Annotated in this window: 9 protein-coding genes; 3 read left to right on the top strand and 6 right to left on the bottom strand. The window is 54.0% G+C overall.

Going from position 1 to position 12837, the window contains the following annotated elements; all coding sequences use genetic code 11:
* The 5 genes from F8N66_RS31260 to F8N66_RS31240 form a co-directional block, all read right to left on the bottom strand.
* Positions 1 to 2012 (bottom strand): glycosyltransferase family 4 protein (locus tag F8N66_RS31260; protein WP_150773737.1); only part of this gene is annotated, 2012 nt, incomplete at its 3' end.
* Between the two features lie 169 nt (positions 2013 to 2181).
* Complete coding sequence (gene gmd / locus F8N66_RS31255; protein ID WP_150773736.1) at positions 2182 to 3228, bottom strand: GDP-mannose 4,6-dehydratase; 1047 nt, start codon at positions 3226 to 3228, stop codon at positions 2182 to 2184.
* The gene (locus tag F8N66_RS31250) at positions 3225 to 4607 is read right to left on the bottom strand and encodes a TolC family outer membrane protein (protein ID WP_150773738.1); all 1383 of its coding nucleotides are present in this window, start codon (positions 4605 to 4607) and stop codon (positions 3225 to 3227) included. Before F8N66_RS31250 ends, gmd begins: the two co-directional genes overlap by 4 nt.
* A gap of 23 nt (positions 4608 to 4630) precedes the next feature.
* The gene (locus F8N66_RS31245; RefSeq protein WP_150773735.1) at positions 4631 to 5953 is read right to left on the bottom strand and encodes an HlyD family type I secretion periplasmic adaptor subunit; all 1323 of its coding nucleotides are present in this window, start codon (positions 5951 to 5953) and stop codon (positions 4631 to 4633) included.
* A gap of 13 nt (positions 5954 to 5966) precedes the next feature.
* On the bottom strand, positions 5967 to 7706 hold the full coding sequence (locus F8N66_RS31240; RefSeq protein WP_150773734.1) for a type I secretion system permease/ATPase: 1740 nt from the start codon (positions 7704 to 7706) through the stop codon (positions 5967 to 5969).
* A gap of 277 nt (positions 7707 to 7983) precedes the next feature.
* Between F8N66_RS31240 and F8N66_RS31235 the strand changes: the two genes are divergently transcribed.
* A complete protein-coding gene (locus F8N66_RS31235; protein WP_150773733.1) occupies positions 7984 to 9117 on the top strand; it encodes a glycosyltransferase family 4 protein in 1134 nt (377 codons plus the stop codon).
* A gap of 1033 nt (positions 9118 to 10150) precedes the next feature.
* Here F8N66_RS31235 and F8N66_RS31230 read toward each other — a convergent pair.
* Positions 10151 to 10885: a replication initiation protein gene (locus tag F8N66_RS31230; RefSeq protein WP_150773732.1), complete on the bottom strand. Its 735-nt coding sequence runs from the start codon at positions 10883 to 10885 to the stop codon at positions 10151 to 10153.
* 889 nt (positions 10886 to 11774) lie between these two features.
* Between F8N66_RS31230 and F8N66_RS31225 the strand changes: the two genes are divergently transcribed.
* The gene (locus F8N66_RS31225) at positions 11775 to 12407 is read left to right on the top strand and encodes a ParA family protein (RefSeq protein ID WP_047539386.1); all 633 of its coding nucleotides are present in this window, start codon (positions 11775 to 11777) and stop codon (positions 12405 to 12407) included.
* Positions 12404 to 12715 carry a hypothetical protein gene (locus F8N66_RS31220; RefSeq protein WP_150773731.1) on the top strand — a complete coding sequence of 104 codons (312 nt, stop codon included), beginning with the start codon at positions 12404 to 12406 and terminating at the stop codon, positions 12713 to 12715. The genes F8N66_RS31225 and F8N66_RS31220 overlap by 4 nt, the downstream gene beginning before the upstream one ends.
* Positions 12716 to 12837 lie beyond the last annotated feature (122 nt).

Raw genomic sequence — 12837 nt, 5'->3', positions numbered from 1 at the left:
TCGTAACGGTAGTCGATCAGCCAGGCGGTCTGCTCGGTGCAGAAATCCGTCTGCCCGCCCTGCCCCGTCACGATCACCGGCAAGCGATGCAGCATCGCTTCTGCCAGCGGCAGGCCAAAGCCCTCCCCTCGCGACGGCGCGACCAAGGCATCGGCCAGGGTGTACAGGGCACGCAGGGCCGAGTCCGGCAGATCCTGTTCGATCAACTCGACCGCCGGCGCCGCTGGGAACTCGGCACGCCAATCCGCCAGTTGCTGCTGGATGTTGTGGTGCGGGTTGGGGAAGGTTTTGATGATCAGCACCACCGCGTGCTCGGCGGTGAAGGCCTGGCCGTAGGCCTTGAGCAACACGTCGACGCCTTTGCGCGGGAAGCAGGACGAAACGTGCAGCAGTTTCAGGCGCTCGCTGGTCACCTGCGGCATGGCCGGCAGGCTGTCGAAATCAATGTCAGCCTTGAGGATGTGGTCCGCGCCCAGGCCCACGGTGGCCAAGGGCACAGTCACGCCGTTGTCCTGCAAAGTGGTGGTCACCCAGCTGGACATGCTGGTCACCAGGTGCGTCTGGTGGTTGAAGTCATGGCAGTAGGCTTGCGGCAGGCAGGACTCTTCCCAGCCATAGCAGGACATGACGTTCAGATCGCCCTGCATGTCCGTGACCCGTGGCGGGTACATCAGGCGCATCACGGTGTTCGCCGGTTGTTCGGCGCGTGCGTGCAGGGCCGCGCAGTCTGGGTTGTCCAGCAGGAACGTCTGATCGACCGGAATCGGCCCCGGCCCTTCGGTGGCGCGCAAGGCGACCTTGTGACCGTGTTCGGCCATGGCCTTGGCCAGTTCGCGGTTCACCAGCGCCAGGCTGTAGGTGCTGTCGAATGGGCCTTCGATGCGGTAATCCACCGCCGCTTTTGGCACCGCTACCGGAAATTGGTGGGACGGCAAGGCGATGTCGAATTTGCCCAGGAAAGCGCTCAGGCGATCGTAGAGGTGTTGGTAGCCAAACTCGTCCATGCGCTCGATGCCGTAGCGTTTCATGCTGCGACGCAGCGCCGGGTTTTCCATGATCTGGGCGATGGTCGCCGCGACTTCGTGGGGCTCGGCGTTGTCCAGCAGCAGGCCGGCATTGCCCAGGGTGTGAACCACGTTGCTGTTGGGCGCGTCGTACGCCAGCACCGGCAGGCCGTGGGCCATGGCTTCGATCAACGGCATGCCGAAGCCTTCGTGTTTGCTCAACGAAACGAACAGGTCGCTGCGGCAGTACAGGGCGTTGAGGGTTTCATCATCGACCTTGCCGGTCAGGTTGACGAAGGCCTCGATCCCCAGCTCACGGATGCGCGCCTGGATCTTGTCCTTGTAATCGGCCACGGTAAAACCGCCCACGAGATACAACTGCAACGGCACCTGGGCGCTGCGCAACAGATGCGCGAAGGCCTCGACCAGGGCCAGCTGGTTCTTGTGCGGCATGATCCGGCCAACGAACAGCAGCGTGAACGGCCGCGGGGTGTCGTGACGCTGCGCCGCGTGCGGCTCGATGCGCTCCAGGTCCACCAGCAACGGAATCTCTGTCACCTTGTGTTCGTCATACCCGCGCTGGAGCAGCTCCTGCAGGTTCTGCTGGGAGTCGGCAATACTGCCCGTCAGCCAGTTTTTCCAGCTATCGACCTGCTCCCAGCCGTGGGCCAGCATTGGCTGAATGACGTGATCGGCGGGGAACAGCTCGCCCGGGGTGATGTTGTGGAACACCATGAATTTGCGCTCGGGCAAATCACGCAGCCAGGATTCGACCGGGTTGCCGATGCCGTGATGCACCAGCAACGCATCGGCGCTGCCCGGCTGGTAATCATCGATACACAACACGTCCCCGGCCATCTGCTCTGACGGTTGGATGCAATAGATATCCGACTTGACGCCTGCCAGGCGCAGCAGCTTGCGGGTCAACATCATCCCGTTGCTGATGCCGTCACCGTGACTGACACTGATGGCGAACTGGTGGATAGTGACTTTTGCTTCGTTTTGCATGAGCTGACCTGGGACGAAAAATGAAAAAAAATAAAAGAGGGTGTTATTGAACACTACAAAGAGGTGGGCCGCATGCGGCATTCGGCTTGCGTCGCAGCCGCTATAAAAAAGGGCCGCGTTTTCACGCGACCCTCATGACTAGCTAGCTAGATATCTAAATATAAAGATATCAGAACGATTTGCCGACTTTCACGCGCTCCAGATCAGCCTTGACCATCAGATCGCACAGCTCTTCCAGCGTCGTCTTCGGTTCCCAGCCAAGGATGCGCTTGGCTTTTTCCGGGTCGCCAATCAGCAGCTCGACTTCGGCAGGACGGTAGAACTTCGGGTTGACCTGGATAACGGTCTTGCCGGTCTTGGTGTCGATGCCGTGTTCGTTGTCGGCGCTGCCCTTCCAGTCCAGCTCGATGTCCACGGCCTTGAACGCCATGGACACGAAGTCCCGAACAGTTTCGGTACGGTTGGTCGCCAGGACGAAAGTGTCAGGCTCGTCGGCTTGCAGCATGCGCCACATACCTTCGACATATTCCTTGGCAAAACCCCAGTCACGCTTGGCGTCCATGTTGCCCAGCTCCAGGCAATCCTGCATGCCCAGGGAGATGCGCGCCACGGCGTCAGTGATCTTGCGAGTGACGAACTCTTTACCGCGAAGCGGGGATTCGTGGTTGAACAGGATGCCGCTGGAGCCAAAGATCCCGTAGGACTCACGGTAGTTGATGGTCATCCAGTGCGCATAAAGCTTGGCCACGCCGTACGGGCTGCGCGGATAGAAATCCGTGTTCTCGGTCTGCGGGATCTGCTGGACCTTACCGAACATTTCCGAGGTGGAAGCCTGGTAGAAGCGAATCTTCGGGTTAACGATGCGGATCGCTTCCAGCAGATTGACGGCACCGATACCGGTGATTTCCGCGGTGGTGATTGGCTGGTCGAAGGAGACGCCTACGAAGCTCTGAGCGGCGAGGTTGTAGACCTCGGTGGGCTCGGCTTTTTGCAGCAGACGGATACTGGCGCCCAGGTCAGTGAGGTCATGCTCGACCAGCTCAAGGTTGGCATGGGAGGCAACACCCAACTCCTCCAGACGCCAGAAGTTAACCGAGCTGGTGCGACGATAAGTGCCATATACCTTGTAGCCTTTTTCCAGCAGCAGCTGGGTAAGGTACGCACCATCCTGACCTGTTACGCCTGTGATGATGACTGACTTTTTGCTTGTGTTCATTGCTTCATGTTCCGGTCGGAGACAGGGTTTGTGCTGTTACTGCTCAACCACACATTGACGCTCTCGACGCTTTCCTCGGAAAGCTTGCCAGCCCAGCGGTTGAGGATGAACAGGTTCGTAATGAAATCGTATTGCGTTTTTAGCAGGTCGCGACGCGCTTTGAACTCGTTTTGTGTAGCGGTCAACACGTCCACGGCATTGACCACACCAAAGGCAAACGCCTTGGTTGCAGCATCGCTGGACTTCATGGCGGATGACAGTGCCGTCCGGTTAGCCCGTATTTTTTCGACGCTCGAATCCGCCGTCAAATAGGCATTGGTGGTTTCTTTGACCACCTGGCGGCGCATCGCCTCCATCTGCATCTCTGCCGTCAGCTGGTCCTCATACAGACCCCGCACCCGGGCTGACGTCGAACCGCCACTGTAGATCGGGATTTGTACACCGATACCCGCCACATAGCTGTCGGTTTTCGGCGCCAGGGCGTTGTTATAGCCTTCGTTGGTATTTTGCGCGCTCAAATTCAAACTGACGGTCGGGTAATGACCGCCCTTGCCGCCGCGCAACGCGGCCTGAGCCGCTTCGACGGCGTTTTCGCTGGCTTTGAGTTGCGGGTTGTCGGTCACAGCCAGCTGTACCCAGCTGTCCAGGCTTTCGGCCGACACCTGCAGTTCCACGTCATCACGCACGCGGCTGAGCTTTTCCTTGACGGGACGGCCAATGATTTCCGACAACGCCACGCGGGTTACTCGCACCTGATTTTGAGCGTCCACTTCTTGCGCCGCAAGGGCGTCCACACGCGCCTGGATATCAAGCTGGTCGGTAATCATTGCCAGCTGCTTGCTATATAAGGCATTGACCCGGTCGAGGTTCTTTTGTGTGGCACGGCGCTCGGCCTGAACCAGTTCGAGTTCATCGTCAGCCGCCAGGGCCGCGAAATAGCGCTGCGCCAGATCGACGGTCGCTTCGGCCCGGGCTTCCGTGGATTCGTCACTGGATTGCTTGGCCAGGCTTTTGAACTTCTGATAGTTCTCCCAGGCCGCCTTGTTATAAATGTGCTGGCTCAGGTTGATGCTGTAGTTTTCGCTGTTGTAGGACTGACGGCTCAGGTCGTTCTCTTGATGAATCCGGTTCGCGCCGCCATTGACCGTGACTTGTGGCAACAGGCCGCCCAGCGCCTCGCGTTGCTGCTCTTCACTGGATTTAGCCCGGGAATAAGACGCCAGCACTCGCGGATCTTCCAGGCGCGACTCGCGGTAGAGCTGCATCAGGTCAGCCGAGTAATCCTTGGCACTCACACTCTTGAGGGGCGGTTTGGGCGTCGATGGTTCAGCGATTTTCGGCTCGGCAGCATGTGCTTGCAACGCCAGCATTCCCAACATCAGGCATGGAAACAGACGCACAATCACTCCTCAATCATCGATTGGGAGATAGCGTTACGCGCTGGCTGCATCAGATATTGCAGCATGGTGCGCTCACCCGTATTAATCAGGACATCCGCCGGCATACCCGCCAGAAGCTTACGATCAGCCAGTTTGTGCAGACCCGCCTTGGTGACGCTGACCCTGGCCAGGTAATAAGGCATGCCGGTTTTTTCGTTGGTTAAGCGGTCCGCCGAAATGCTCGTGACAATGCCTTCGATCACCGGGGTGGTGGCACTGTTGAACGCACTGAAGCGAATGTCAGCCAATTTGCCAATGGCGATGCGGTTGATGTCCTGGGGCGCAACCTGTGCTTCGACAATCAGCTCGGAAACAGACGGGACGATGTCCAGCAGAGGGGTGGCCTGGCGTACAACGCCACCGATGGTATGAACGGTCATACCGATGACCATGCCGTCATCCGGAGCGCGGATGATAATGCGGTTCAAGCGATCTTCCAGTGCTGCCGTGCGCTCTTGCAGGTCATAAGCCTTGGTCTGGACTTCAGCCAACTGTTTAACCACGTCAGAGTTGAAGTCCTTGTTGACCTGCAATATCTGCAGTTGTGTTTCATTGATCTGCAGGCGGGTCTTGGTAATGGTCGAGCGATGATCGGCCACTTCGGACTTGAGCATATCGAGCTTGCGCTGCTGATCCAGCATGCGCTGCTTGTCGACGAAGCCCTGGGCAAGCAACTCGTTCAGATCCCCAATCTCACCGGTGTAAGAGTGCTCAAGGTTTTGCTTGGTACCGATGATGGAATCGGTGCCCTTGATTTGCTGGTTTAACTGTCCAATACGCTCTTGAAGCACTGAAACCTGGCCCAGGCGCGCACCACGGCGCGCATTGAACACTTCGGTTTCACCCGCACGCGCTTCGATGCCCCGCGGGCTGTCAGGCTCGTACATCTGATCAAACGTGATGACCGATTTATCGTCACGCTCGGCGATCAGGCGGGCTTCCATGGCCTTGGCGGCAATCAGCTGATTGCGTGTCACTTCGTATTCGGAGCGCAGCTGGGCATCGTCAAGGATGATCAGTGGATCGCCCTTCTTCACGATGTCCCCATCGTGAGCCAGCACGTCTTTAACGATACCGCCCTCAAGGTGCTGGACCGTTTTACGGTAGGTCTGCACGGTGACCACGCCAGGCGCGTAGGCGGCGCCATCGAGTGGCGCGAATGCGGCCCAGGTGCCGAATAAGCCGAACGTCACGAACACAATGCCAAAGCCGAGGCGACGCGTTTTGCGGTCGGAAATCGGAAGATCAGCGAAGCTATCGGTTTGGTTACTGAGAGAGCGGGTCATCGACATCTTCCTGTCAGGCGCTGGCCGGAGCCGTGCCCGTGGCAACTTGAGCAGCTTTTTGCTGAGCGGCAAGTTGTTGTTTGTTGAGTTCTTCCATTACCTGATCCCGCGGACCGTACATGCTGACGCCACCGGCGCTCATGACGAGCAGCCGATCGAGTTGTGACAGGATGGTGGTGCGGTGAGTGATGACGAAAATGGTCGCTCCAGTCTGCTTCAGCTCCTGGATAGCGGATGCCAGCGCGCGCTCCCCCACCTCATCGAGGTTGGAGTTGGGCTCATCCAGCAAAATCAGGCGCGGCAAACCGTAGATCGCGCGGGCCAGGCCGATACGCTGACGCTGCCCGCCGGACAGGTTGACGCCTTCACTGCCGATGACCGTGTCATAGCCATCGGGCAACAACAGAATCATTTCGTGTACGCCGGCCGTCTTGGCCGCGCGAACCACTTTCTCGGCGTCTACGTCCGCGAACCGTGAAATGTTTTCGCTAATGGTGCCTTCAAAGAGCTCAATGTCCTGAGGCAAGTAACCCATGTAAGGCCCCAACTGGTTTTTATCCCAATTGCTGATATCGGCGCCGTCCAGGCGGACGACCCCATTCTGCGGTGCCCATACCCCCATCAATGCTCGAGCCAGCGTGGATTTGCCTGACGCGCTCGGGCCAATGATGCCGACGACGGAGCCCGCCGGTACGCCAAAGCTGATGCCGCGCAGGATCGGATTTTTAGAACCCGGTGGGCAGACGATCAGGTTCTCAACCAATACATGGCCTTGAGGTGCCGGCAATGCCATGCGCTCAGGCTCTGCATGCAACTTATCGAGGGTGTCGTTGAGGCGGTCGTATTGCGAGCGAGCGGCAATAAAGCCTTTCCAGCTGCCGATGATCAGGTCAATAGGTGCCAGGGCCCGTCCCAACAAGACCGAACCGGCGATCACCAAACCAGGGCTGATTTCATGGTTTACGGCCAGGTAGGCACCCAAACCGAGGATCAAGGATTGAATGAGCATGCGGAAGGTTTTGGAAATAGCGCTGACTATTCCGCCCTTGTCGCTGGCTTGGGACTGGAGGATCAAAACGTTTTTCTGACGCATGCCCCAGCGATGCATGAGGGTATTCAACATCCCCATTGATTCGATGACTTCGGCATTGCGCAGGTTTTTAGTCGTGTACAGGGTGGCCGCGATGTTTTCCTTATTCGCCTGTCCTAACGCCTTGCCTGTCAGCTTTTCATTCATGTACGCGAGAAACAGCAGCACCAGGGCACTACCAATCGCGACCCATCCATACCAGGGATGGAACATGAACATCACGGCAATGTAGATCGGCAGCCACGGCGCATCAAAAAAGGCGAACAAGCCATTGCCCGTCAGGAACTGCCGCAAGCCCGTCAAATCGTTGAGCGACTGGGCCGAAGCATCCATACCGCCACTTTCCAGTGAGCGCTTGAAACTGGCCTTATAAACATCACGGCTCAGCAGTACATCCAGCTTGGTACTGACGCGAACCATGATCCGCGAACGAATCCACTCCAGCGACCCCATGGTGATAACCAGCACACTCATGATGATGGTCAGCATCACTAACGTAGAAATGCTGCCGCTCGTTACCACTCGGCCATAGACCTGGAGCATATAGAAGGTAGGAACAAGCATCAGGGCGTTAACAAATAAACTGAAAATACCGACTGATATGAAACTGCCTTTACAAGCTTTCAACGCAGCTTGCAAGCTGTTTTCATGGAGGTTACGCATAATTTCCTAATGCCGCTGGGTATGGAAAAGCGCGGGAGTGTAGCACCTCGCTTAGCCTGCAATAAATGAAAAAACGTTTACCGAGAAGCCCTGTTGGCTTACACAACAATAGGGCCAGTTCTTTTTTGCGTTGAAGCGTCCGAAGCGAGCAGTTAATCTCTGCAACCTTTGGCTCGCATGCTCCATGACCCCCTGTGTGTTGAGCGTTTTAAGCATGAACAATGGCTTTTGCTTTGTTCGAAGCAGCCACAGTCAAGGGTTTTAGCCAAGGAACCTCATGCGAGTTCTGCATTTTTTCAAAACGTATTACCCCGATACGACCGGTGGCATCGAGCAAGTCATATTTCAACTCTGCCAAGGCACTCGCCGCTTAGGCGTTGAAAGCCAAGTACTGACTATCAGCCAAAATCCTACCCCTGCGCGTTTACAGGTGGCTGATCACCAGGTCGTACGTGTCAAAGAAACCCTGAACTTGGCGTCCACTGGCCTCTCGATGCGCGTGTTCAGCCAGTTCAAGGAAATGGCCGCCGAAGCCGATCTGGTGCACTTCCATTTCCCCTGGCCACTCATGGACCTGGTGCATTTTGCCACCGGCCATGGCCGCCCCACCGTGCTCAGTTACCATTCAGATATCGTCAAGCAGCGCACCTTGCTCAAGCTTTATAGCCCCTTGATGAAGCGCTTCCTCAGGAGCATGGACCGAATCGTGGTGGCCTCGCCCAACTACCTGGACTCCAGCGAAGCGCTCAAGCCATTCGCCGACAAGACCGTGGTCATCCCTTACGGCTTGAATCAATCAGCGTACCCAGAAGCATCGACGCAGACACTCAGCCGCTTGCGCAAAAGCCTGCCTGAGAAGTTCTTCCTGTTCGTCGGCGTGCTTCGCTATTACAAGGGCCTGGATAGCCTGCTGAATGCACTTGAAGGTGTGGATTATCCAGTAGTTATTCTGGGTAGCGGCCCCAATGAACTGGAACTCAAGGCTCAGGCGCAAAAGCTGCAACTGCGCAATGTGCTGTTTTTGGGACGATTGGATGATGAGGAAAAGGTCTGCCTGCTGCAGATGTGTTACGCCCTGGTGTTCCCTTCCCATCTTCGGTCCGAAGCGTTCGGCATTTCTCTATTAGAAGCTTCGATGCATGGAAAGCCGATGATTTCTTGCGAAATCGGCACGGGGACTACCTACGTTAACATCCATGAAGAAACAGGCTTGGCTGTCCCACCCGACTCCCCCGTGGCCTTGCGCGAGGCCATGCATCGACTGTGGAACAATCCTGAAGAGACGCAGCGTTTTGGCAATAATGCTCGTGCCCGGTTTCAAGAGTTGTTCACCGCTGACCGCATGTGCGAGAGCATGGTGCAGGTTTATAATGAAGTTATTGATTTACATGATACTCAAGATAAACCGTGAGTTTCTTTATCCGAACCATCTGAATAAAAAGCAAATATCCAACATATCTACTGCGCCGATGTACTTATAGTTTCTCAACGTATTATTCAGACGCAGTGATAGACGCCGAAGTCCATATTGGACGACTGTGTGGATGATCCATCATCTTGAGATAATCCATCGGTGCGAATAAAAAGAACCCGAGCTCATCGCACGTCTGCTTGGCGGCACCTATATTTTGGGTCGCAACCCTCTACGACTGGAGCGATCGCAGGGGGCAGCTGGGTTCCAGAATGATAAAGTCCTGCTCCAATAATAGTCGATACGTGCTGCATCACTAAAAAATCGATCAACGTAAGCCACGGCATTTACCGGCTATTGATGGCACAAACGGGTGATCTGATAATCAACCGCAATATGTTGTTGTTCAAAGTTTTTTCGAGCCTTATTGCCACATACCCCTCAAGCACCTTAGTGAAGCTGGTTAGCTATCGACGTCATCCGTTTGGGTCATCCTCAGTACTCGCAAAAATGTTGTACATCTTTAGTATCGACTACAAATTCTGGCTTATCATAGATAGATATCTATCTATCTATATAGCATTCATGGTTAAGTCCCTCGACCCATGTCTGGATCCGCGGCGGCGCGGCCATATGTCTGGATACCAGGCGCGAACTTCAGCACCTCGAGCTGGAGACCGCCCAGGCGACTCCATTTGCCACCATCCCGATCGACCTTCACCTCGAGCCCGGCGCTACCCCTGGGCTGAGCAGCGTATTTCTTCGTGAATAACTGGCGCGGATCAAAAACAGACCCAAACAGGTTTGCTTTAGCAAGAGGCCGACGAATTTATGGTTGGTGCATCAGGATTTGCTGGTGCGCGATTTACAACTGAACACAAGACTGAAGACACAGGCATAAGTCTTGTTCTGGGATAATTGAATGCTATCGACTACAAATTCCGGCTAAGAAAGGTGAGCAGTTACAATCATAGATAGCTAGCTTGATAGCTATCTATTACAATAAGCCATTGTTTTTTCTGATGCTTTGTTTCTAGCAAAGACTTTCAGATTGAATCGCTTCCATACCCTCCCCAAGCGAAAGCCGTAACTGAGCGGCCTCCTGGAAGCGAAATATCAGGCTTTTGACAGCTTTACCTTCTGTGATGGTTTGGTAAGTGATGACGATTCCAGATTTGGCCATGATCTCGGCGATCGACGGTGCTATCACCCTCTGCCGAAGATTGTTGAAACGCTTGTAGCTGTCACCCAAATCCAACAGTGTCCGCAGCTTCTCTACCTCAATGATCAATATGCCCGTGCTCTTGAATTGCATCATCAATTCGAACAGTCGAAAACTGTGCATGGAATTCAGATTGGCCACGCGACGCAGGTCATACGAAGTGAGCTTGCTGTTGAGCATCGATAGGTAAGGAATCACATCGACAGTAAAATTAAGGGTCACTCGACCCTCGCCCTCTGCGTAGGTGGCCTTGTACACCCAACGGATACGGGTTCGATTCTTGCCGTCAAAGGTCTGAATATCACGCTCGTAGAGGGAGTCTGCGGCCTCTTTGAGATTGGTGTAAGCAAAACGTATAGGGATGCCATAGATCTCGGAAAAGCTGGCCGCAGTGACCGTGATCTTGGAAGGCATTGGTTTACGTGGATCAACCTGGGCAATCGCAGCCAGCAATAGGCGTTGCTCTTGAAGAGTCAGCCGATAGGAGGCGCTGATCAAATCATTGGCTTTTGTGACAAGCAATGACGATGGTTCTTTGGAGCTCATCGACTCATCCTGATGCAGTTATTAGTCGATAGTATCAAGCTTGAAGGCACGATGCGTGACGGTTTTCCATAGCCGGAATTTGTAGTCGTTGAATGGCTATGGGCTATTGCCGGAATTTGTAGTCGTTACAAAATCAGCATCATTCGTGGCCAATGCAGACCTGCACGGAGACGACACAGACGACCACTACGGGTTATAGCCGGAATTTGTAGTCGTTAGCTGGACGTGCTAGCCGGAATTTGTAGTCGATAACATTGGGATAAGAATGTGTTCGGATTTATGTCTCTTCCAAATGGGCTTCCAGGAGAGAGAAAGAACTCTTTTCCAGCAGAATGCCTGTGGATAACAGCCGGAATTTGTAGTCGTTATAGCTGGAATCTGTAGTCGCATTAGCTGGAATCTGTAGTCGATACAGCCGGAATTTGTAGTCGCATAGCCGGAATCTGTAGTCGATGAACCGCTGCAGGCCGCGAAAACAAAGGCCTCCAGCGATGCTAAAAACAAGCTTTAAAAACAAGCTTTAAAAAACAAGAAAAAAAGGTTTTAAAAAGGGGCTTATTTTTTGTTCCGATTGAAAATCAAAAGAAAAAATCAAGAACAAGGAAAGCCCCTAATGCCCACCAGGGGCAGATAAGCCTCATAGGCTTGGTGCCTCATTACCAAGCCAAGTAAAACGCCTCAGAATGGCCGCTGGGGGCCTTATGGTTGATTTAATCCATATGGATCCAAGTAGATACCTACAGGCGCGATAAATTCACACATAGGATTAATGACTTTAGATCCAGTGCTCAATTTGACAAAGAACGCTCAAATATCTATATCTAGCCAGCTTAATAGCTAGCTAGATAGCTATGGTGTTCACGTAACTTCTTATAGGAAGAGAACCACTGTGACCATATTTGCATGTGTAAATACCAAAGGTGGAGTCGGGAAAACAACAACAGCCGTTCACCTGGCCACGATGCTAGCCAAACTTGGGAAAACCTTATTAATAGACGGTGACCCTCAAGCAAGCGCCGCCAGCTGGGCTGCATGGCGGCGTGACAACCCGGAATATAGCCCTAGCCCTACAACGGTCTGTCTCCAGGGCAAAGCGATCAACTCCGAAGGCAGGCAGTTGGCAACAGCCTATGAGCATGTCGTTGTAGATGCAGGAGGTCGAGACTCTGTGGGCTTGCGTTCGGCGTTGCTGCTTGCCGAAGTTGTGATCGTACCTGTCGGTGCCAGTTCATTTGATGCTGCTGCTATGACCGATCTATTAACAGTCGTAGACCTCGCACGTGATTACAACCCGGAACTCGACGTCAGGATGCTGCTCTCCAGGGTCGATACACGGACCAAAGACACAGGGGAAATGCTCACATTCCTCGAGGAGCAATCCTTTAGTGTATTCAAAACAAAAATTTGTGAGCGAGTTGCATTTCGTCGTTGCATCAGTGAAGGCGCTACCGTTCATGAACTCAAACGCGACAACGCAGCAATTCAGGAAATGAATGCGTTTTTTGCTGAGGTGTTGGGATGATCAAGGCCAAGCCAGATATAAAGAGCTACAAAAAGGATCCCAATGAATTTTTGGAAGGGGGAGAGGCCGATAAACCATTATCAAAATCTGCCTCTACACGAAAGCAGCCGGCAGTCGAAGAAACAGCGTCTTACATGATAGAGGCGCTCAAACCAGAACCCACGGTCCAAAAATTATTTCGACTACGTTGGGATATTGCTTGCGCGCTCAAGCTTGGAGCTGCTCAAGAATCGGCCAAGACAGGAAAGCGAGTAACTGAAACGGACATCGTCCAACAGTTATTAAAGAAGCACTTCAATCTGGAATGATTATTAGCTTGCTATCTGTATAGCTAGCAATATAGCTTTTAACGATCGACAATCTGGAATAGCGCGTGGGAATACCGATATAATACCACCCCTAAAGCAAGCCAATAATCGAACGAACCCGC

This window comes from Pseudomonas fluorescens (assembly GCF_902498195.1).
In the GTDB taxonomy this organism is placed as follows: Bacteria; Pseudomonadota; Gammaproteobacteria; order Pseudomonadales; family Pseudomonadaceae; genus Aquipseudomonas; species Aquipseudomonas fluorescens_BU.
This window is presented reverse-complemented; position numbering and strand designations above follow the sequence as displayed.

What these genes read in the sequence shown, in the direction of transcription:
- gmd (WP_150773736.1), bottom strand. Translation starts at nt 3,228, where the DNA reads ATGAACACAAGCAAAAAGTCAGTCATCATCACAGGCGTAACAGGTCAG.
- F8N66_RS31250 (WP_150773738.1), bottom strand. Translation starts at nt 4,607, where the DNA reads ATGTTGGGAATGCTGGCGTTGCAAGCACATGCTGCCGAGCCGAAAATC.
- F8N66_RS31245 (WP_150773735.1), bottom strand. Translation starts at nt 5,953, where the DNA reads ATGACCCGCTCTCTCAGTAACCAAACCGATAGCTTCGCTGATCTTCCG.
- F8N66_RS31240 (WP_150773734.1), bottom strand. Translation starts at nt 7,706, where the DNA reads ATGCGTAACCTCCATGAAAACAGCTTGCAAGCTGCGTTGAAAGCTTGT.
- F8N66_RS31235 (WP_150773733.1), top strand. Translation starts at nt 7,984, where the DNA reads ATGCGAGTTCTGCATTTTTTCAAAACGTATTACCCCGATACGACCGGT.
- F8N66_RS31230 (WP_150773732.1), bottom strand. Translation starts at nt 10,885, where the DNA reads ATGAGCTCCAAAGAACCATCGTCATTGCTTGTCACAAAAGCCAATGAT.
- F8N66_RS31220 (WP_150773731.1), top strand. Translation starts at nt 12,404, where the DNA reads ATGATCAAGGCCAAGCCAGATATAAAGAGCTACAAAAAGGATCCCAAT.